Raw genomic sequence first — 21469 nt, forward strand, 5'->3', positions numbered from 1 at the left:
TGTTCATCTCCTTTTTTATGGATGCACGATCAGGCTGGCGCCAGGGATGTCTTTTTCATTTACCCCGCCATGCAGCAGTACGGTGTACGCTTTGCCGGCTTCCAGCTGTAGCCCGGAGAGGGAGGGGATATTCAATACCCGTCCGCCGGAGCTGACGGTCAGAGAAGTCGTACCTGCGTCTACGTTAGTAAACGGCCCCAGTTCATAAGCAGCGCCTGACAGGTTGCCCCCGCCGGCGCTGCCATAACCCACCTTTTCAAACCAGACTTTCCCGACACCCTGTTGCAGCAGCGTCACCTGTACTTCGCCGGTACCAGCCGCGAAGTGGAGGAAGCGCAGTTTTGCCTTGCCGGCAGGGGATTTGCTCAGGTCATCGTAAAACAATACCAGTGTGTCTTTGCTGCGGTCGTTCTTTTTGGCTGCTGCGATAACGGTATGGTAGTAGCCGGCGATAGGGCCGTTAGGGCCTCCTGTTTCCGTATAGGCGGCGCTGTTACCAAACTGGCGCGAAGCCTTGTAGCTGGTCCCGCTTCCTTCCGTAAAATTGATCTGGACATTGCCAAAGGTGGTGGGCAGGTAGGGAGAAGCCTGATTGACCGCCACCGCGGTGGTGGTGACCTGTTGGGTAAAGGTCCAGAACTGTATGCCGGTGGCTGCAGGCCGGGCGTTGACGAAACTGATGTAGGCGCTGAGCGGCGGCCTGTCGGCGGCGTTTACATCGAGGTAATCGCTTTTGGTGCATGCGCTCAGCGTCAGCAGTATAAAGGGAAAATATCTTTTCATATATGACGATGGTTTTAAAATTTGCCGGCGAGCCGTACAAACGGCTGGATACCGGCGTTGCCGTTTTGTATGCCTACAATGGTTGGATTGCGGAGGCCTGAAATGGCCTGATCGGTATAATCACCCAGCACGTTGAACACGTTATTGACGCCCAGTGTCACCTGGATGGCTTTGCTGATATGGTATCCGGCGGACAGGTCGGTGACCCAGACGGGTTTCAGCTCCTGGAAGTAATAGTCCGGTTTGGGAAAGGTGGCGTTCTGCGCGGTGGCGGTAGTCACCGACCCGAAATACACCGTGCGCAGCAACAGTGACCATCGGGGCGTAGTCCAGCTGCCCTGCAGGGTGATCTTCTGTCCGGGGATGTTGGTCGTTACCCTGGCTCTTTCCGCTTCGCTGAAGATCACGTATTGGTATTCTTCCAGTCCTTTCGGGGTATTGATATGCGTCACTTCATTCTTCACAAAATTACCGCCTGCCAGCAGTTGTATCTGTCCGTTTTCCAGCGGGATGCGGTAGCTGGCGGTTATTTCAATGCCTTTGGTGCGGGTGCTGAAGGCGTTGTAAAAGAACTTGGCCTGTGTGGTGCCGGTTTGCAGCAGCAGGGCGCGGACGTCAGCCGGCAGATGGGTGTCGGCGGCCGAGAAGTTACCGGTATTGCCTACACGGTTTTTGATGTCCACGTAGTAGGCGTCGGCGGTAATTTCTGCGTTGGGTACGGGCTGGGAGGTAATACCGGCGGCATAACCGGTAGAGCGTTCCGGTGTGAGCGATGGGATGCCTAATGCCCGGGTGGCGGCGCTTTTGTTGGATGCTGTTACCAGGTCTACAGCGCGGCCCTGTTGGAAGGTGGTAGATGTTTCCGTGTAATAGAACTGCGCCAGGTCGGGTGCACGGAAGCCGGTGTTGGCGGAGGCGCGGATGCTCAGCCATGGTGCGAAGCTGTAGCGGGAGGCCACTTTGCCGGTGGTGACATTGCCGAAATCGGAAAAGTTCTCTGCGCGTACGGCGGCGGACACGAGCCACTGACGGGTGATTTTAGCTTCTACGTCTGCATAGGCGGCTACGATAGAGCGACTGACATTCACTTCATTGACCGGCCGGAAGCCTGCATGGATCTGCGATCCGGGAGACAGGCCGTTGAGCGCCAGCCATCCGGCGTCGGAGAGATAGGGGACGCCGGCGGCGCTGGTATCTACGCGGTAAACGGGGCGCAGGTCTCCTTTGATATAGGACGCTTCTTCACCGGCAATGATCTGGTAGGTTTCCGTGCGGTATTGTGCACCGAACGCGATGTTGAGCCCATGGAGCGCCTGTTTGAAGTAGCGGCTGATGTCCAGGCTGGCAGTGTTCTGCACGCCGTTGTATTTGCCGGCGTCAAAGGTGGTGGGGCTTTTGGCGCCCAGGCTGGCGTTCAATGAGTTGGTGATGACATTACTGAAATCGTTTTTGCCGTATACGTTGGACAGGTCGATCTTCCATTGGTTGACCGTGGTTTTCACGCCGATGGCGGCGGACTTGTCAGTGATACCGTTGTCCATGGCGGGCAGGAAGCCGTCGGGGTACAGGGTGGTATTGTTGCGTTCCGTCCAGCCGGGGAGGCGGTATACCGCGGTGAACTGCGAGTTGCGGCGGCTGATACCGCCGAAGGCATATATTTCCGTCTCGTCTCTAACGGGGATGGCTGTATTAAAAAAGAGCAGTGCGTCTTTGGCTTTGTTGGAACCGGGGCTGCGCTGGTCGAAATGATGGCGGTCCAGGCCCCGGCTTTGCAGGATGGCGTCGTCGATAGCTTTGGTATAGATGGCGTCATAGCCCCTGGTATTGGCGCCACCGCCGTAGACGGGCCCGATGTACAGGCCCGCCTCATCGTGGCCGGATGGCAGGGCGATGGCTTGTGTGGCAAATTCAGCGGTCACGTTAAAGAAGCCGCCTGCCTGTCCTACCCGTGTGCCGTAGTTGATGCCGGTGCGGGTGATGACGCCGTCGCCTCTGCGTCGTGTGCTGGCCGTGGTATTCACAAGGATATGGTTTGTTTGTTTTTTCAGCACGATGTTGATCACACCGGCGATAGCGTCGGAGCCGTATTGTGCGGCGGCGCCGTCGCGCAGTATCTCCACGCGGTCGATGGCGCTGACGGGGATGGTATTGAGGTCGTAACCGGTAGCGCCGTTGCCGAGGCCGCCCCAGTTGATGTTGGCGCTTTTATGACGGCGTTTGCCGTTCACCAGCACCAGCAACTGGTCTACGCCCAGGCCCCGCAGCTGGGCGAGGTTGAGGGCGGAGCCGGCGTCGCCCGCATTGCTGCCGTTGACGGAGTGAAAAGAAGGAGAGATGTATTGCAGCAGTTGTGTGATGCTGGTCTGTGGCGCTGATTCCTGCAGGGTTTTGATATCGATGATATCTACCGGCACGGGGGAGTTCAACTTGGTACGGTCTGCGCTGCGGGAGCCGACGATCTGTATTTCTCCCAGCTGCCGGGTAGTGTCGGTCAGGTGTTTGTCCTGTGCCGACAGGCTGTGAAAGAGCAACGGGGCAGTGACAGTGAGTATAAGTTTTTTCATGTATTGGTTGATGATCGTTAAGGGCGGTGAGTAAATCGGTCGTCGGTGAGTGCTACGAGGAAAGCTTCCAGGTCCTGTATTTCCTGTTCGCTCAGGTTCAGCGGCTTGCCCAGGGAGAGGTCTCTGCCAATGCCATCCGGTACTATGGCGTTGGGATTATTGTAGTAGACGATCACTTCGCGCAGCGTACGGAACATACCGTTATGCATATACGGAGCGGTAACGGCAACGTTGCGCAGTCCGGGCACTTTAAAAAAGCCTTTGTGGTGTTCGTCTTTGGTGATGTCGTAGCGGCCGGCGTCGTTCAGGGTGGTACCGTTGTACAGCCCGATGTTCTTGAAACGGTCGGCCGTAAAGTCTTCCCCGGAGTGGCAGTTGTTGCAGTTGGCTTTGCCGATGAACAGTATCCTGCCGCGTTTAGCCGGTTCCGTGAGGGCGTTATCGTCGCCGGCGATGAAGCGGTCGTAGGGGCTGTTGGCCGTTTCGAGTGTTTTCTCGTAGGCGGCCAGCGCCTGTGTGATATTGGTGGCAGTCGCCGGGCTGTTGAACACCTGTTGGAACAGTTGCCGGTAACGCTGACTGGCATTGAGCCGCTGCACGGCTTCTTCGATGGGCAGTCCCATCTCATCCGGGTTGATGATAGGTTGCAGCGCCTGTGCTTCCAGGGTTGCGGCGCGGCCGTCCCAGAAATAGCTGGGCCGTCCGGAGAGGTTGGTGATGCCCGGCGTATTCCTTTTGGTGGGCGTGCGATGGATACCGAGGCTGAGGGCGGCGGTATCGGCAAAGCCGTGCTGTGGCTGGTGGCAGGAGGCGCAACTGATGCTGTTGTTTTTGGATAACAGGGTTTCAAAAAACAGTTGTTCTCCCAGCTGTGCTTTGGTGGGAGGGTCGCCGCTGCGGAACCCCGCAAGGAGGATGCACAGGCATAACATGCCTGGTAACAATTTTGTCATTTTGTTATTTGGATATTTACTTTGGGCTGTTTAGCAGGTAAGCTGCAAACAGAAGAGTATTTGTTTCGGTGATGATGTACTGTGGCTTGTTTGCAGAAGATGCATGGTGGATTGCCACAGAGGGAATGATGTATTGGTCCATTTACAAGGCTATCAGGAGAAAGTTTGCCACTCTCAAAAAATAGCTAAATAAAAAATAACCAAATAAAAAGATGTCTTTGGCATTCCCGGGAGAGCGGGCGATAGTGCCTGCTCTCCCCAGGAATTATGATGGGGGTAAGTAGTAATGGACGGAGGAGGTAGTTACCGGGCGTTTGCCACCAGTTCCACGGCGAGGTCAAATTCGTCGTAGATGGCTTTGTCGCCGATACCTTCGAAGAAGCTTTTGGAACCGTAACGGATGTTGTATTTGGTACGGTCCACTTTAATGTCCGCTTTGGCAGATACATTGTTGCCTGCAACAGCCACGGTGGCAGGGAAAGTGATCGGGTTGGTAATGCCTTTGATGGTCAGGTTACCGGTAATATCATATTTACCGCTGCCTTTAGGCGTTACTTTGGTAATCACGAAATTGGCAGTCGGGAATTTTTCCACGCCGAAGAAGTCTTCGCTTTTCAGGTGGCCTACCAGTTTGGCGTTGCCGTCGGCATCTTTGATGTCGGTAACCGCGATGCTGCGGGTGTCCAGTGAAAAGTTACCGCCTTTCAGTACGTTGTTTTCGATATCCAGTTTGCCGTCGGATACGTTGATGGTGCCGCTGTGCTGACCGGTTACTTTTTTGCCAACCCAGTTTAGTTTGCTCTGGGATTTGTCTACCTGGTAGGTAGTTGCTTTTTTAGTGTTGGTGACAGCTTTTGCAGGCTTATTGTTGCCGGCAGTTGCAGGAGAGGATAAAGACATCAGTATGATGGCGCTTCCCATGAATACCAGGGATACTAGTCGTTGCATATGAATGTGTGTTTAAAAATTTGCTGCAAAGTAGGTTGATTTACGGAGAAGCATTTGCGCAAAGCGGAAAAAAAACGTTAATTATTTTTCTGCAATCAGTGCGTCCAGGTCTTTGTTCCACCGCGCTACATAATCCTGGTAGTATTTTCCGGTGATTTCACCCGTGTAGCCGGTGTGTATCTGTCTGACTTCTCCTTTACGGTCTATAATGATGGTGGTGGGGAAAGCCATCATGCGGTTGAGCGCCGGTAGTTTCTCTGACGCCACTTTCTTATCAGCAATGCCACCAAAAAGAATATCATATTGTATGTTGTATTTTTCTTTCAGTTTACCCAGCGTATAGCGGGCATATTCCAGGTCGTCTTTCTGTTCAAAACCAATAGCGATCGCTTCTACGCCCCTGTCTTTGTTTTTATTGTACCAGGGGGAGAGGAAGGAGGTCTGGTCTGTACAGTTGGGACACCAGGTGCCGATGATTTCCACGATCACCACTTTGCCTTTGTATTTCCCGTCGCTGAGGGAGACTGTTTTGCCGTCCAGGTCAGGCAGGGAGAAGTCCAGTTTTTTGTAGCCTTCTTTGAGAAAAGTGAGCGCGTACGGGTCCGGTAGTTCCGCTGCCGCATTTTTGCTGCCGTCAAATTTGATGTTGTTGTAGATCCCGAGGCTGAGTTCTCCGGTCAGGGATTTGTCATCATTTATTTTTCCTTTGATGTAGATGGGACTGGGGCCTGTAAAGCCGGACAGCTCAAATTCGTCGCCGTGGACGGTACCTTCCAGTTCGCGGCTGTCGCCCACTACCGACATGATGACGCCGGTGAGTTTGTTGCCCTGTTGTTTCAGCAGGCCTACACGGTTGGGCGTAGGTTCTTTGCTGTATATGGTGAGGTCCCATTTGCCGCTGATATCATGCTGTGGTGCCGCTTCCGTGCCGGGGGGCGCAAAGCGGTAGCTGTGGCCGTATTCAGCGGAGAATGGGAGTGCGTTGCCGCGGAAATTGGGTACCAGGCTGCGGTATTCTCCGGTAATTTTGCCGTCGTCTTTTATTTTGGCTACGAGGGCGGCGTCGTAGGTATTCATTTTGATGAAGAGGGAGTCGGCGCCGATGCGTTGCACATGAAAGTCATCGCGGCGGGAGCCGTTGAGCAGCGTAAACACAGCATGTTCCGGGTCTTTGCCTTTCAGCTCGAAATTAAACGGCACCTGTGATTCGTTGAGGGTAAAGACGCCGCGCCAGATGCCTTCGCGGACAAAGGGTTTGTCGGGGGTGGCAGCGGTAGCGCCCAGCAGGGAAGCAGACAGCAGGCCGGTGAGGAAAAGTGACTTATGTGTTTTCATGGTTTTATTTTTTTCCCGCAAAGAACACAAGGGAGCAAAGGGCGCAAAGATGTTTTGCGCTGCTGTTGTCCGGCGTGTATGGACTTTGAGAGCGGTGAACGATGAATTTAGACCTGAAATTTCCCGCTGCCGGACGTAAGGCGACAGGAGGCCCTGTACGTGGCGACTACGCGAGGCCACTGTAACGCCTACACGCTACAGGGGCCAGGCGGTCATCGCCCGAAGGGTAAAAAATGAAAAAGAAAAACTATGAAATTGGTGAAGGATGTTGCCGGAAAGGAACCCGGCAAATATCAAAATTCCCAAATGATGTTAGGGCAACATCGGAAGAAGTATACTGGTTGTTTCATGCTAATTATTTTATAGCTCCGCAAATAGATGGTGGTGGTATAAACTAATTAACGGTGGGCTTAATTAGGTGTGATGGAGCAAAGATAGGAGGGGGTGTTTATATTTCCAAATAAAAGTCTATAAATTTTGTAGACTATTTGTGTTTTCATGTGTACATCCGCGGCCCTGCTATCTTTCATTAATATGACCTACCTTTGCGTTTTAAAATAACCTGTTTTGAGTCATTCTGTTTTTTTAATAACACCGCCATTTACACAGCTGAACACGCCATATCCGGCCACAGCCTACCTGAAGGGGTTCCTGAACACCAAGGGGATCAGCGCTTTCCAGGCTGACCTGGGTATTGAAGTCACGCTGGCTTTATTTTCAAAACAGGGCTTACAGCAGTTGTTTGACAGCATCAAAGCAGAACCGCCGGCGGAACTTTCGGAGAACGTCGCCCGGATCATTGCGCTGCAGGACGACTATGTAAACACGATCGACGCGGTTATTTTGTTTTTACAGGGCAGGAACCCCACGCTGGCGCATCAGATCAGCAAGCGCGATTTCCTGCCGGAAGCATCCCGGTTTGCGCAGCTGGACGATCTGCACTGGGCTTTCGGCTCCATGGGCACGCAGGACAGGGCCAAACACCTGGCCACCATGTACCTGGAGGACTTGTCGGACCTCATCATGGAATGTGTGGACCCGCATTTTGGCTTCAGCCGTTATGCCGAAAAATTAAGCCGTTCCGCCAACAGTTTCGATGAACTGTATGACGCCCTTCACGAGGGATATACTTATATAGACCACATCCTGACAGACCTGCTGGCAGCCCGGATGGAGACGGTACAGCCCTCGCTGGTGGCCATCTCGGTGCCTTTTCCGGGCAACCTGTACGCCGCTTTCCGTTGCGGACAGTGGATCAAAGCTCATTATCCGCAGGTAAAAATAGCCATGGGGGGCGGCTTCCCGAATACGGAGCTGCGCTCGCTCAGCGATCCGAGAGTGTTTGAATTCATCGACTTCATTACCCTCGACGACGGCGAAGCGCCTATGGAGAACCTGTTTCAATACCTCCAGGGGCAGAAGACCATCGGAGAACTGAAACGTACCTTCCTGTTGCAGGATGGTGCGGTGACTTATATCAACAACGCTGCCTGCCACGATTACAAACAGAGCCAGGTGGGTACGCCTGATTACAGCGATCTGCTGCTGGACCAATACGTGTCGGCCATTGAGGTAGTGAATCCTATGCACAGCCTCTGGAGCGACGGGCGCTGGAACAAGCTGACCATGGCCCATGGCTGCTACTGGGGCAAATGCACTTTCTGTGATATTTCCCTCGACTATATACGCGTGTATGAGCCGATCGCCGCTTCCATGCTGTGCGACCGGATGGAGACTATCATTGCGCAGACAGGCCAGAACGGTTTCCACTTTGTGGATGAAGCCGCACCGCCTGCGCTGATGCGGGCATTGGCGCTGGAGATCATCCGGCGCAAGCTGACCGTTACCTGGTGGACCAACATCCGCTTCGAAAAAAGTTTCACGCGCGACCTCTGCCTGCTGCTCAAAGCGTCCGGCTGCATCGCCGTGTCCGGCGGGCTGGAAGTGGCGTCTGACCGTTTGCTGGGCCTTATCCAGAAAGGGATCACCGTGGCGCAGGTGGCGCGGGTGAACCGTCACTTTACCGAAGCGGGCATCATGGTGCATGCTTACCTGATGTATGGTTTCCCCACGCAGACCGCGCAGGAGACCATCGATTCGCTGGAAATGGTGCGGCAGATGTTCGCCGCAGGGATTTTGCAATCCGCCTTCTGGCATCAGTTCACCATGACGGCCCATAGCCCCGTAGGGCTGGAGCCTGCCAGGTACAACGTGCAGAAAGAGAGCGAGGTGGTCGGTACTTTTGCCAACAACGATATTATGCATATCGACCCCACCGGGGCAGACCATGAGAGTTTCAGCTACGGCCTGAAGAAGTCGCTGCTCAATTTCATGCATGGCGCCTGCCTGGATTACCCGTTGCAGAAATGGTTCGATTTCAAAGTACCGAAAACCAGCGTGGCGCCGGATTTCATCACCAAAGCGCTGACAGAGGAGGAGGCAGGGAGCATTAAACCTACCAGTAAAGTGGTATACCTGGGCAAACAGCCATCTATGGAGGTGATCACCAAATCCAAGAAAGGCAGCACCTGGGAAGTAGCGTCTTTCACTTTTCAGAATAAAAAAGAAAAGATGAACATCAGCGTGCCGCCATCGCAGGGCGAATGGCTGGCAGGCATGCTGGCGCAGGTAGCGGTGGCTAACCCGAAGACCTATACGTTGCAGGAGATCAAAGACAGCTATGAAGCAGCCGGCCTGGAGGATTTTGAGCTTTTCTGGGATAACAAGCCGGTGAATACGTTGTACAGGTCGGGGTTGTTGAAGTTGTAGGGAGCTTTTTACATATAAAGAAGTGGTATGAAAAAAATAGGTTTTTTATCATTCGGGCACTGGTCCAATAACGCTGCCTATGCCACCCGTACAGCGGGGGATACGCTACTTCAGTCTATCGACCTGGCGGTTGCCGCCGAAGAGATCGGGTTGGACGGCGCTTATTTCCGGGTACATCATTTCGCGGCGCAGCTGGCGTCTCCGTTTCCGCTGCTGGCGGCTATCGGCGCCAGGACGAGCCGCATCGAGATCGGGACCGGTGTGATCGATATGCGTTATGAAAATCCGTTGTATATGGTAGAAGATGCCGGGGCTGCTGATTTGATTTCGGAAGGCCGGTTGCAGCTGGGGATCAGCAGAGGGTCGCCGGAGCAGGTGATTGATGGCTGGCGTTATTTTGGCTATGAGCTGGCTGAGGGAGAAACGGATGCCGATATGGGACGCCGCAAGGCCCTTCAGTTTTTGGATAAGTTAAAAGGTGTGGGGTTTGCCCAGCCTAATCCCTACCCGATGTTTCCGAATCCGCCGGGTTTATTGCGCCTGGAACCGCATTCCGAAGGACTAAGGGACCGGATCTGGTGGGGAGCTGCGTCGAACGCTACGGCTGTCTGGGCCGCTGAAAACGGCATGTACCTTCAAAGTTCTACCCTGAAATATGACGAAAGCGGCAAACCTTTCCATGTGCAACAGGCAGAGCAAATAAGGCTCTACAAAGAGGCGTGGAAAAAGGCAGGGCATCAGCGCGAGCCCAGGGTTTCCGTGAGCCGCTCTATATTTGCGCTGGTCAATGACCAGGACAGGTATTACTTCGGGCGGGAAGCTGACAGGACGGACAAGGTAGGGTATATTGAAAGTGACAGACGTGCTATTTTCGGAAGAAGTTATGCCGCGGAGCCCGACCAGCTGATAAAGGAATTAGCGAAAGACGAAGCGGTCCAGGAAGCGGACACACTGCTGTTAACGATACCGAATACATTAGGGGTGGATTATAACGTTCATGTGCTGTCTTCTATTTTAACGCATGTGGCGCCGGGATTGGGATGGCGTTAGAACGGAGGTAATCTTCCCGATAAAAAAAGGAATTGATCGTCAATTCCTTTTTTTATAATCTTCAGAAGGGGGTTCGAAATGTAGCATGAATCTGTTTAATAATTGAGCTTATCAGGGTATATTGATGGTATTCCGATATTTATGAAATTTAACTTCTTTAAAAAAATCCGGCCGGCTATCCCTGATTTCGAAGACCTAAAAAAGTCCCCGATAAAGGATTCTTATTTTTTCCGTACAAGGCCGTGGTTTCGGCTTAATAGCGACATGATAACAATCCAGGACTTTCAGGCTTCCCGTATGATCACCCTTGACCCCTGGCCTCAGATGATGACGTGATAGGCCTGTCAGAAACCCCCAGAGAGCCTGATCCGAAACATCATCTTCCGTTTAAATAATATAGCCGGTCCTTAAAGGTTGATTTTTAAAATATTGTTTTCAATTTGTTGATAATCAGCTTTTTGTTATTTAATTGTATATTTGAAATATTTACAAATATGTAAATAATTTACAAATAAGTAAATTGTTTTTTGTATTTTTGTAGAGAAATACTAAGAGCATGGAGATAGCTCAGTTTGAGGTAAAATTAAAGGAAGTGTTGACCAATTCACATTTGGTGGCTGTGATTGAGCCAATGACATTGGCGGATTTTAAAGTGGTGAAAAAGAGCCGGGAACAGTTCGATAAATTTAACTGGAACCAATATAGACAAAAAGAAGTCTACAAATTACGACTTAAAGAAGAAGATGTTATTTTAGGTCTGATGTGCTTGGTTGATCATACCGATGAAGCTACCGATGCGATTGAAATTGAGTTACTGGAGGTTTCGTCTGAAAATATAGGGAAGGGAAAAAGGCTGGATTGCATTGGAGGGTGTTTAATTGCATTTGCTTACAGGGAGTCATTTAAAAGAGGGCATGAGGGATGCGTTTTTTTAGTACCCAAGAGCTCTTTGTTAGATCATTATCCGGCTAAGTACGGATTTCAATATATCCCTGTTAAAACGGACAGAAGGCCAAACGGATTTATGATACTCTTTGAATCGGGTGCGAGAAAACTGATCAAAACTTACCTGGATGCAGCCTAATGGTCATTACGCGATGATCATCATTAACTTTAAATGTGCAGAAAAGAAAAATCGAGGATATGAAATCGTACAAGGAAATCGAAAAGAAGCATAGTCCGGAGGAAATAGCCGAATCACTCGTGTTTCCGGGACCTAAAGATCCTGTTAAGCGGGAAAAAATGCTGTCGGCATTAAGGGAAGTCAGAAAACAACAAAAAGAAAACCAATCTGAAGAGAGTAAGCTTATTTCGCAATTGCTTCAATTAAAATTTCTGATGGAGGACTATCTGAAAGCTGATTCCTTCAATAAGAATTTCTATTTCGGGTATTTCTTAAACGAGTATATTGCCCGTCTGGAAAAGAAAAAAAAGCAGTTTGCTCAGGAGATTGATGTAGATCCCACAGAGTTAAGCCAGATTATCAATAAGCATAGAAAGCCTACAGAAAAAATTATTTATAGATTAGAAATTCATTCCAATAGGAACTTCCCCGCAATCATGTGGTTTAAAATTTTGGAGAAAGAAAGAGCTTATGAATTGCTTCATGATAAATCTATAGTAAATAATGAGAGAAGTCACGTTAAGCAACAATTGAAATTCTCTTTGACCTAAGAAATTAAGAAGCCCACTAGCAGAGTGGGTTTTATTTTTTAGATGTCCAACTGACCGGCGTTGGTTGGTGCTCAAGAAAGGAAATTGAACCTGCATTCTCCCTCACTTCACATACTTCCAGTTCCTGATTTTACCTTCTGCCATCCAGGCTAACGCATCGGCGAGGCGGCTGTTGCGGGTTGTTTCTGTTTTAGCGCTGGTAATCCATTCCACATATTCCTTTTTATTGCTGTAGCTGAAGGCTTCGAAAGTGGCCCATGCTTTTTTGTTTTTTTTAATGGCAGACAGCAGCCAGTCCGGCACTTCCGGTTCTTTACTGCCTGGGGCGGTCTTTTTGGCGGCAGGTGGTGTGCCGGCTGTGCTTAGTTTAGCGGCGGCTTTGAGGTATTTAATAAAGATTTTATCGGAGGGGAGGTCTTTCAGGCTGGTGATTTTTCCCAGCTGTCCCATGCCGTTTTCGCCTCTTGCCCGGAAGATGTTGTCCGGATCGTCCATATGGGCGCCTTGCCAGAAGATAAAGGAGCAGTGGGCTTTAAAAGCGGCGAAGCAACAAAGCAGTTGTCCTTCACAGGTGAAATACGGCATGCCCCATTTGATGGTTTCGGCGGCTTGGGGGCAGGCTTTGTGCACGAGGTGCCGCATGTGTTCCAGAATGGGCCGGGCGAAATCGGCCGATTGGAGGATATAGGCGTCGATACGGGGATCCTGTTGACTCATGACCATCGGTTTTACTGCAATTTAAATAAAAGCGGGTGATCATGGAAGGTTTAGCGGAGCGGGTTACAGGAGGAAAATTCTTCATGTCAGGATATTTATATATTATTGATAGCAGGTAACAGGAAATCTCCCGGGGAGACACCCGGGGAAAACCCCGGTATAAGCATGAAAAAAATGTTGAATATTTGTTTCCACTAAACACAACAACATGAGCGACAAAATGATTGTCAGCGGTTATACCGCCAATAGCCAGGGGTATCTTGAGAATACTACTATCCCCCTGGACTCCAACATGCCTTTTACCGGGGATCCCAAAACCTACGGGATGCCGGTTACCGTGAGTGCTTATTTCGGAATGCTGTTTCATTTTTACCAGTACCTCTCCCAGAATCCTGAGGTAAAAGAATTTTTCCAGGGCGTGTACGCAGTAGAGTTTAGCAAGGCATCCCTCTTCCGGTTGCTGAGCCAGCCCGGATGTGAGTTTGTACGCTTTCATTTTGTCATTCCGGAAGAAAACAACAAACTGAGCCTGATGGGCGAGGGACTGGATGCCAATCATGTCAACATTGGTTTTCCTGTTCTGCTGGAGAAAGCTACAGCAGGTGTGCTGGACAGCGGCCCTGGCGACCCGGGCATTGAAGAAAGAGGTAACGGCGGAGAAAAGCAGGAATTGATGAACCAGCTGTTTGCTGCCCTGAAGGCCAGTGGGCATCCATTCGGAGCGGTAACGCCGATTGATTTAGAAAACTGCTAAAAAAAATTGTTGCGCTGAATGAACGGATGGATCTATGGATACTATGCGATGCTGGTGACATGTTTTGCCATTAGCCTGTTTAACCTGCAGTATACGCAGGTGAGGCAGCTGGCGGTGTTACTGGGTTTCTCCATATTATCAGAGGTGATGGTAGAAATGATCGGAAAGCGTGATTCCCATTTCTTTATTGTATACCACTTTTTTGTGGTGCTGGAATATAGTCTGATAACAATTATTTTACGGTCAGGGATCAAGGATGAGCGCTGGCGGTTGCTGATGTGGGTGTCGATATTTGTGTTTGGGATAGTGTCACTCGCACACAGCTTTGTTTACGGCGGCTGGCGTTATTTTCCGGGTATCAATATCACCATTGAAAGCTTCCTGGTCATATGCTGGTGCCTTTTGTCCTTTTTTTCGATTACCCCCAATAGTGAAGCGTCTATATTCCGGCACCCCGATTTCTGGCTGACCCTCGCGTTTTTCTTTTATTTCGCGGGGTCCATGTGTGTCAACGGCTTTTACAACCTGTTACTGGCCGGTGATGCGCGGTCCGCCAAACATCTTTTTGCGATTTTGAACTCATTATCCAATTACCTGTTGTATATTATGCTGATAAAAAGCATCATATGCTTCCGGTCAAACAAGATTTCTTCGTAGCAGTCATATTACTCACCTTGTTGTTTATCATCATGGGGTTGATAGTGATTGCGGCGATCATCAATTACAAGAAAAAACAACAGGCTTACCTGCATCAGCTTAAATTAATGAAAGAAGAGTATGATAAACAATTGATGTGGTCACAGATTGAAATACAGGAAGAAACCTTTGCCCACCTGGGGCAGGAGCTTCATGACGATATTGGCCAATTGTTAACCAGCACCAAATTGTTAATCAATGTTACTCAGCGTAACCTGACCGATGCACCGGAAATGTTGAAGACCGCGGAAGACACCCTCAGTACGGCCATTCATCACCTGCGCGCGCTGTCCAAATCATTCAGCCGCCAGTGGCTGGATCAGTTCAGTCTGATCGATAACCTGAAGAGCGAAGTGGCCCGTATTAATGCCAGTCGTACCATTAAAGTAAAGTTTACCCACGAACTGGCGGAGTTGCCGCTACAGTCCGAACCGCAGATCATTCTGTTCCGTATTATTCAGGAGGCCATGCAGAACTGCCTGAAACATGCCCGCCCGCAAGTGATAGACATCAGTCTGCGTATAGCCGAAAGGGTATTGCTGCTGATCATCGCAGATGATGGCGCCGGCTTTGACAAAGCTGGTATGTCCGCCACCGGCCTGGGTATCCGGAACATGCAGCACCGCACCCAGCTATTGGGCGGATCGATCAACTGGGAAGTGACGGATGCAGGAGGTACTGCCGTGTTGATAAAATTACCCGTTGAACCAAATCAGTTATGAACATCAAAATTGCCATCGCAGACGACCATCAGTTATTCCTCAAATCACTCAGCCTGCTCATCGCGGGCTTTAACGGCTTTAGTATTGTGGCAGAAGCAGTCAACGGAAAGGAGCTGCTGGACAAAATTGCAGCGCTGCCTGCCCAGCCGGACATTGTACTGCTCGATGTGAACATGCCCGTCATGGACGGACCCAAAGCGACCGCGCTGTTACAGAAGCAGTATCCGGGCATCCGGATCGCGGCGTTGTCCATGAAGGAAAATGACACGACCATTATCACCATGCTCAAAGCCGGTTGCTGTGCCTATCTGCTTAAAGACATTCATCCGGTAGAACTGGAAAAAGCCCTGCGGGAGATACATGAATCAGGCTACTATCACAACGACGCCTCCAATGTCAACTACCGCCGGCTGATCCTGCAGTCCGAACAGCAGGAGACCATCACCGAAAGGGAGAAAGAATTTCTCAGCCTCGCCTGCAGCGACCTTACCTATAAGGCGATCGCACAAAAGATGAACGTCTCCGAGCGTACGGTTGACGGTTACCGCGAAATCCTTTTCCATAAGCTCAACGTACAAAGCCGCACCGGTATGGTGCTGGAGGCTTTGCGGCGGCAGCTGGTATCTCTCTGACAGGCCCCTTTACCGGCCGAAAATTGTACTTTACCGACCTGTACGGGTCATTTACCTTATTTCTCCTGCGCCCTTTGTTGATTTTTGTATCATTGCAACCTGTTCATTTATCCAAAATCGAGTCAGCACATGAGTAATCAACAAAGGGCAATCCTGGAGGTCGACCAGCTAAGTGTTTCCTATGGCCCTTTTCAGGCGGTCAAAGGTGTATCCTTTACCGTAGCGTCCGGTGAAATCTTTGGTTTACTGGGACCTAACGGCGCCGGAAAAACGAGTACCCTGAGCGCTATCGAGGGATTATTGCGGCCGCAGGGCGGGCAAATCAGCGTAGCCGGCTTCAGCATCCTGCAACAGCCCCTTCACGCCAAAGCCAACATGGGCGTACAATTGCAATCCACCAGTTTTCAGGCGGAACTGACCGTCGCCGAGATCATCCGGCTGTTTGCCGGTATCTATGGCAAAGAAATGACCCCCGCAGAAGTAGAGGAGAAGCTGGTAGAAATCAACTTACAGGACTCCGGTACCAAACGTTTTGGTCAGTTGTCCGGCGGACAACAACAGCGGGTATCGCTGGTCATCTCCACCATCCACGATCCGCAGCTGGTGCTGCTGGATGAGCCTACCACCGGCCTGGACCCGCAGTCCAGGAGGCAGCTGTGGGACCGTATCGAAGCCATCAAAGCAAAAGGCCATGCTGTATTGCTCACCACTCATTCCATGGAAGAGGCTGAAGCGGTGTGCGACCGCATAGCTATCATTGATCATGGCCGCGTGATAGCCATCGATACGCCCGAAGCCCTGATAGCGGCGCACCGCAACGATCCGGACGTGATCGCCGTATCCCGCAAAGGGAAGATCACGCTGGAAGATGTATTTATTGGCCTCACCGGCAGGGCTGTCCGTTCCTAACTCCTTAATCCGTACTTTATGCAAACCAAAATACCTCAGACTTCTGCTGTGATGTCCGCTTTATTACGGGCAGATTTTACCACGCTGTGGCGTAACCGCCGTTCTTTACGGCTCGTGTTGCTGGTCCCTGTGGTGATCGTCATCTCCTGGAAAGGGATGGTGAACATGATGGGTGGCGCTTATGTACTCTCCGGCGGCATTACCATCGGTCTTATCAGCATCGGTCTGCTGGGCTATACCAACTCTATTGCGCGCGACCGCGACAAAGGCGTGTTTCAGCGGCTGCGGGTAGGGCCCGTGGCCGCATGGACCATCATGTGCAGCCGTATCCTGGTGCAGCTGGCGACCATTATGGTCATGACCATCGCCATTTTTGCCGTCGGTAACCTGGTAGATAAAATAGCGCTGCCGCCGCTGGGTTATGTAACAGGTTTCTTCGCCGCTGTATTGGGTGGTGCGCTGTATCTTAGCCTTGGTCAGCTGATCGTGGGACTAATTAAAAATCCGGAGACGGTGAACTCCACCACGCGGCTGGTGTATTTTATTTTCATCATGGTGGGCATGCTGGGTAATTTCGGCGTGCTGGGCGATGTGGTGAAAGAGATGGTGCAGTGGTCGCCTTATGGTGTGGTCAACCGGGTGATCGCTACAGCGCTGCAGCCCGAAACATGGGACCTGCATGCTACCTATGCATTGCTGGCCACACTGGGATATACCGCAGTGTTTGGCGTGCTGGGCATCCGGTTTTTTAAGTGGAACTGACTTCCCTGATAATTACTTCCTCAATCCGGTGTTTGTTCATGCTTTTTACTTCGAAGGTAAGCTGGTTGAGCGTTACCTTTTCCCCGGGTTGAGGAATGTGCTTCAGTTTACCGATCAGCAGTCCTGCTACGGTAATATCTTCCTCTTCGTACGGGCGGAGCCATTCCAGGTTCAGCGTCTCCCTGATAAAAGACAGCCGGGTGATACCGTTGGTGAGCCAGCTTTTGTCCGGCTGCTGTTGCAGTATCCGCTCTTTGGTGTTATACCCCGGCAGGTTGCCCAGCAGCCCCGACACGATATCGTGGAAGGTGACGATGCCTTCAAATTCCCCGTATTCGTTGAGCACAATCCCCATAATAGTGCCCTCGCGGCGCAATAGCTGAAACATATCGTAGATGCCCTGGTTGAGCGACAGGTAGGAGACGGGGCTGATCAGCTCCCGCAGCGGTTTGTCCGGCTGCAGGAAAAAATCCTTGATCATGAGGGCGCCGGGGATGTCGTTGCCTGCCGTCATCACCGGGAAGGTGCGGTGCGTGCTGCGTTGGACCGTGGCCGTTATCTCATCGCGGGACATGTCTTCTTTCACCACGGTGACAATGCTGGCCGGCGTCATGATGTTTTCCGCGGGCAGGTCATAGGCGGTGGAGATATTTTTATGCAGCATAAACTCGCCTTTTTCTATCAGTCCCTGTTTGTAAGCCAGGATCAGCATGCCGCGCAGATCGTTGTCGGTCAGTTTCTGTTCCCTGATGGTATTGATATGGAACAGTCCGAGGATATACTTTGTGCTGGAGGTCAGCAGTTTGATAAAAGGGTAGGTGATCTTCGAAAAGATGATCATGGACGGTGTGATGATAAACGATATCTTTTCCGGGTTGAGCAGTGCGGGCGTTTTAGGGATGAGTTCACCGAAGACGATGGTGAGATAGGTGATAGAGCCTACGCCGATGAGCAGTGCCAGCAGATGGGCGCCATAGTTGCCCAGGTGCCAGGAGCGGAACACAGGTTCGAGCAGTGCCGCCATCATGTCGCCGCCGTATAGCCCTTCCAGTATGCCTACCAAAGTGATGCCCACCTGGACCGCGCTGAGGAATTCATCGGGGTCGTCTATCAGCCGGAGTACGCTGGCGGCGCGCTGATTACCGCCATTGGCCTGTATGGTCAGGGCATTTTTATCAACCGATATCAGGCCTATTTCCGCGAGAGAGAAGTAAAAGTTGAGCGCAATGAGAACGATAATGATGATGATAGACAGCATAAGTTATTCGCTTTACTGGATAACAACTATCTGCTATAATTGTTTATAGTACTGGTTTTCAGCTTGTTTAAAGGTGCTGTCTGAAAAAATATATCAGTAAAATTTTTGGAGAAATGAAATGAGTGCTTATCTTTGCGCTCCCTGATCACAATATCAGTTGCCCAGATGGCGAAATTGGTAGACGCACTGTGTTCAGGTCGCAGCGCCTGCAAGGGTGTGCTGGTTCGAATCCAGTTCTGGGCACTACAATGAAAGGCTTGTAAGTATATCTTACAAGCCTTTTTTTATTAAAATAATTCAGAGACGCTAAAGCATGAAAAAGCCCCGGGCTTTTCCCAGGGGCATAGATGTCCATTCCGCATCAATAGAAATGAACAACATCATTATGCCGGTGCCTGATCATGTTAAAGGCGGTTTAGTTGCGCCGTCCCAACGCCCCATATACGGGTCTGTGTAGCCGGGCAGCCCTGTTTCTACATGGCCGGTATATCGTCTGTAGTATTTTTTATTCCCCGGAATGCTGACGGTGAAATCATACCAGTTCAGTGAATGCTCCAGGTTGATGACCTGTGTAATCGTATCATCATAGCGACTGATTCGAAGGGGCACCATAATGTCAGGTTGTCCGTAAGCATTGTCTGTAATAACAAGATGAGTGCAGCTGATGGATTTATCCTGAATTTTAACTACTATTTCAACGTTTCCGGTTAAAGTCCGGGCGTCCTGCAGCGCGAATTCATAGGTGCATGCAATACCAATGCCGGGGTCCTGAACGGTCCCTGAGAATTCCCTTGAAAAACCATTAGGGCCATGAACAACGATGTGATAAGCATTATCATCAAAATCGGAAAGATTAAAGGAGTCTGTAAGCATGCCTGCTCCAGCCTTTGCTACATAGGACCTTGGTTTTTTGTCATCAAAACCCCAATAAACATGGAAGGCGGCCCCCCAGCAGGTTTGGCCGTAGATTTCGTTTCCCGCCCCCAATGCTATAGTAACCTGATTTTTGCTTTTATCCGCGCATGCTTCAGCATATAATTGATATAATAACCCATTGGCCGGCCTTATGCCTTCCTCCTGTTTGGGCAACAAGGTACTATTGAGCACATCGCTCCTAATCCCTTCTATGTCATCCGGGTTCAACAAATTAGTGCCTGGCTGCGCGTTGGTTTTTGCCCTCCTTACCTGTGCGAAAAACTTTTCTTTGTCAACAGGTTTCGGAAATACTATCTTTTCGCCATTATAGGGCCTGAAGGCGGAAGTGATATCTCCGCAAACAGTTCGCCTGAACTGGCTGATGTTGCTGCACTGAATATTATTATTGCCTTTTTTGGCATTTAAAAATTTTTCCAGGAACATCAGGGTGGAAGTGTGATCCAGTACCTGTGAATTCACCCAGCCGCCACGGCTCCAGGGGGACACTACCAGCATCGGTACCCGATACCCCAGGCCAATGGGGCTGTTAAAGTCCTTTGCCAGTTCTTCATCAGTATCTATGCCCGGGGAACATTTACCCGCTCCCTGAACAGAAGGCACATAAGGTGGCATATGATCAAAAAAGCCATCATTTTCATCAAAGTTTATGATAAAGATGGTCTTTTTCCAGACCTCGGGTTTTGATGTTAGAATATCCAGCACTTCGGAAACATACCAGGGACCATATTGCGGAGAAACCGGATGATCTGAAAAAACTTCAGGAGCCACTAACCAGGATACCGTTGGCAATTCGCCATTGCGGACGTCCTGCCTGAATTGATAAAGAATATCACCGGCGGGTACCGACATGGTTGTTCCGTCATCCAGTGTGATTTCTTTAAGGCAATTATATAACGGGTCCTTGATATTGGTTGTAAATGCCCTGCTATGCAGGTCCCGCGTTTTGGGGGCCAAACTCTCCCACAAACTTTGGGCTTCTTTGAAAACCTTTCTGTTTTCTTCCGTTAATAAAGGATAGTAGTTAAGAAACGATTCCAATACGTTGTCAGAAAAGTTTGATAACCATTTTATCTTAAGGTCATCAGTGTTGAGATAAGTTTTCGCGGCAATTTCGAATAATGGCTTAAGCGCGGCCGCTATCATCTCAGGTATCTGTAGTATCGCTTCAAACGGATCGGAGGATGCATGAAATGCCGGTGCCGGCTGCGATTCAAACTGCTTTAAAATGCCCGGAAGCGCTTTTTCAATATCATCCCGTCGAAGATAATTTACAAAAGTCTGGTTTTGGTAGACTTTCCATGAAACCTCATTGGCCTGCAATACTTCCGGGAATGTCTCCCAGGTGCAGGTGCCTGGCAATGAAAACAGTGTATTGTCCATATGTTCCTTTGTCCTACACAACTGCAGATCACAAATATTAAGACCTCTAAGCTTGCCCGTCCAAAACATGGACCTGTTGGATGATGTGCCAGTCAACGATGAACAGAAATAATGATCGCATACTGTAAAGGCATCCGCCAATGCATGATAAAACGGATGGTCTTCACGAGTGAAATATTGCATTGTTTTCGGCGTTTTCTGATCTATCCACTTATCCATAAATCCGGCGTTTCTTGCCCCTATCTGATTTTCCACTTCATGCGGACAGCCTCCTGACCAGGTAACATTGGTGTTTTTGATATCGCATCTAACCGGTGCATAGGTATTTCCCTGGCTGTCACTTTGCAACCAGACGGGGTTGCAGTTTTTCTGCCGCAGGAACCGGGGATCATTGAACCCTCTCACGCCCCGAAGCGTCCCCAGTAAATGATCAAATGACCGGTTTTCCTGCATTAAAAACACGATATGCTCGGCATCCATAAAGGTGGTACCGGGATCGGGGTTGATGGCAAATGCTCTCTGAACAGCGCCAGGGAGACTACCCAGGGCCATGCTTCCGGATAAAGCCGTCAGTTTTTTAATAAAATCGCGTCTGGATTCCATTTTAACTTTTGTTATGAACGTTTA

19 protein-coding genes and 1 tRNA gene are annotated in these 21469 nt (G+C 50.4%); 12 read left to right on the plus strand and 8 right to left on the minus strand.

What is annotated here, in order from left to right; all coding sequences use genetic code 11:
• Positions 1–15 precede the first annotated feature (15 nt).
• The 5 genes from HF324_RS14370 to HF324_RS14390 form a co-directional block, all read right to left on the minus strand.
• Positions 16–783: a DUF4397 domain-containing protein gene (locus tag HF324_RS14370; protein WP_168860119.1), complete on the minus strand. Its 768-nt coding sequence runs from the start codon at positions 781–783 to the stop codon at positions 16–18.
• A 14-nt stretch (positions 784–797) separates the two neighbouring features.
• Complete coding sequence (locus HF324_RS14375) at positions 798–3347, minus strand: TonB-dependent receptor plug domain-containing protein (RefSeq protein WP_168860120.1); 2550 nt, start codon at positions 3345–3347, stop codon at positions 798–800.
• Positions 3348–3364: 17 nt separating this feature from the next.
• On the minus strand, positions 3365–4300 hold the full coding sequence (locus tag HF324_RS14380; RefSeq protein ID WP_168803141.1) for a cytochrome-c peroxidase: 936 nt from the start codon (positions 4298–4300) through the stop codon (positions 3365–3367).
• 303 nt (positions 4301–4603) lie between these two features.
• Positions 4604–5248, minus strand: coding sequence for a YceI family protein (locus HF324_RS14385; protein ID WP_220100748.1), 645 nt, complete (start codon positions 5246–5248; stop codon positions 4604–4606).
• 81 nt (positions 5249–5329) lie between these two features.
• Positions 5330–6583, minus strand: coding sequence for a peroxiredoxin family protein (locus tag HF324_RS14390; protein WP_168860121.1), 1254 nt, complete (start codon positions 6581–6583; stop codon positions 5330–5332).
• 233 nt (positions 6584–6816) lie between these two features.
• Here HF324_RS14390 and HF324_RS14395 point away from each other — a divergent pair, with 233 nt between their 5' ends.
• From HF324_RS14395 to HF324_RS14415, 5 genes are all read left to right on the plus strand, one after another.
• Positions 6817–6981, plus strand: a complete 165-nt coding sequence (locus HF324_RS14395) for a hypothetical protein (RefSeq protein ID WP_168803143.1) — start codon at positions 6817–6819, stop codon at positions 6979–6981.
• A 169-nt stretch (positions 6982–7150) separates the two neighbouring features.
• Positions 7151–9352 carry a B12-binding domain-containing radical SAM protein gene (locus tag HF324_RS14400; protein ID WP_168803144.1) on the plus strand — a complete coding sequence of 734 codons (2202 nt, stop codon included), beginning with the start codon at positions 7151–7153 and terminating at the stop codon, positions 9350–9352.
• Between the two features lie 27 nt (positions 9353–9379).
• On the plus strand, positions 9380–10402 hold the full coding sequence (locus HF324_RS14405) for an LLM class flavin-dependent oxidoreductase (RefSeq protein WP_168803145.1): 1023 nt from the start codon (positions 9380–9382) through the stop codon (positions 10400–10402).
• Between the two features lie 556 nt (positions 10403–10958).
• On the plus strand, positions 10959–11486 hold the full coding sequence (locus tag HF324_RS14410; RefSeq protein ID WP_168860122.1) for a hypothetical protein: 528 nt from the start codon (positions 10959–10961) through the stop codon (positions 11484–11486).
• A gap of 59 nt (positions 11487–11545) precedes the next feature.
• Entirely contained in the window at positions 11546–12076 is a 531-nt protein-coding gene (locus tag HF324_RS14415; RefSeq protein WP_168860123.1) for a helix-turn-helix domain-containing protein, read from the plus strand.
• A 102-nt stretch (positions 12077–12178) separates the two neighbouring features.
• On the opposite strand, the gene HF324_RS14420 is transcribed toward HF324_RS14415, so the two are convergent.
• Positions 12179–12793 carry a YdeI/OmpD-associated family protein gene (locus HF324_RS14420; protein ID WP_168860124.1) on the minus strand — a complete coding sequence of 205 codons (615 nt, stop codon included), beginning with the start codon at positions 12791–12793 and terminating at the stop codon, positions 12179–12181.
• A gap of 208 nt (positions 12794–13001) precedes the next feature.
• Between HF324_RS14420 and HF324_RS14425 the strand changes: the two genes are divergently transcribed.
• From HF324_RS14425 to HF324_RS14450, 6 genes are all read left to right on the plus strand, one after another.
• Complete coding sequence (locus tag HF324_RS14425; protein WP_168803150.1) at positions 13002–13547, plus strand: hypothetical protein; 546 nt, start codon at positions 13002–13004, stop codon at positions 13545–13547.
• Positions 13548–13565: 18 nt separating this feature from the next.
• A complete protein-coding gene (locus HF324_RS14430; RefSeq protein ID WP_168803151.1) occupies positions 13566–14204 on the plus strand; it encodes a hypothetical protein in 639 nt (212 codons plus the stop codon).
• Complete coding sequence (locus HF324_RS14435; RefSeq protein WP_168803152.1) at positions 14174–14965, plus strand: sensor histidine kinase; 792 nt, start codon at positions 14174–14176, stop codon at positions 14963–14965. The genes HF324_RS14430 and HF324_RS14435 overlap by 31 nt, the downstream gene beginning before the upstream one ends.
• Positions 14962–15597, plus strand: coding sequence for a response regulator transcription factor (locus HF324_RS14440; RefSeq protein ID WP_168803153.1), 636 nt, complete (start codon positions 14962–14964; stop codon positions 15595–15597). The genes HF324_RS14435 and HF324_RS14440 overlap by 4 nt, the downstream gene beginning before the upstream one ends.
• Positions 15598–15726: 129 nt before the next feature.
• Positions 15727–16506, plus strand: a complete 780-nt coding sequence (locus HF324_RS14445) for an ABC transporter ATP-binding protein (protein WP_168803154.1) — start codon at positions 15727–15729, stop codon at positions 16504–16506.
• Between the two features lie 18 nt (positions 16507–16524).
• A complete protein-coding gene (locus HF324_RS14450; RefSeq protein ID WP_168860125.1) occupies positions 16525–17268 on the plus strand; it encodes an ABC transporter permease in 744 nt (247 codons plus the stop codon).
• On the opposite strand, the gene HF324_RS14455 is transcribed toward HF324_RS14450, so the two are convergent.
• Positions 17255–18526, minus strand: a complete 1272-nt coding sequence (locus tag HF324_RS14455; RefSeq protein ID WP_168860126.1) for a hemolysin family protein — start codon at positions 18524–18526, stop codon at positions 17255–17257. The genes HF324_RS14450 and HF324_RS14455 overlap by 14 nt on opposite strands.
• Positions 18527–18685: 159 nt before the next feature.
• Here HF324_RS14455 and HF324_RS14460 point away from each other — a divergent pair.
• Positions 18686–18769, plus strand: a tRNA-Leu gene (locus tag HF324_RS14460).
• 156 nt (positions 18770–18925) lie between these two features.
• On the opposite strand, the gene HF324_RS14465 is transcribed toward HF324_RS14460, so the two are convergent.
• Positions 18926–21445, minus strand: a complete 2520-nt coding sequence (locus tag HF324_RS14465; RefSeq protein ID WP_168860127.1) for a phosphocholine-specific phospholipase C — start codon at positions 21443–21445, stop codon at positions 18926–18928.
• Positions 21446–21469 lie beyond the last annotated feature (24 nt).

The organism is Chitinophaga oryzae, from assembly GCF_012516375.2.
Taxonomy (GTDB): domain Bacteria; phylum Bacteroidota; class Bacteroidia; order Chitinophagales; family Chitinophagaceae; genus Chitinophaga; species Chitinophaga oryzae.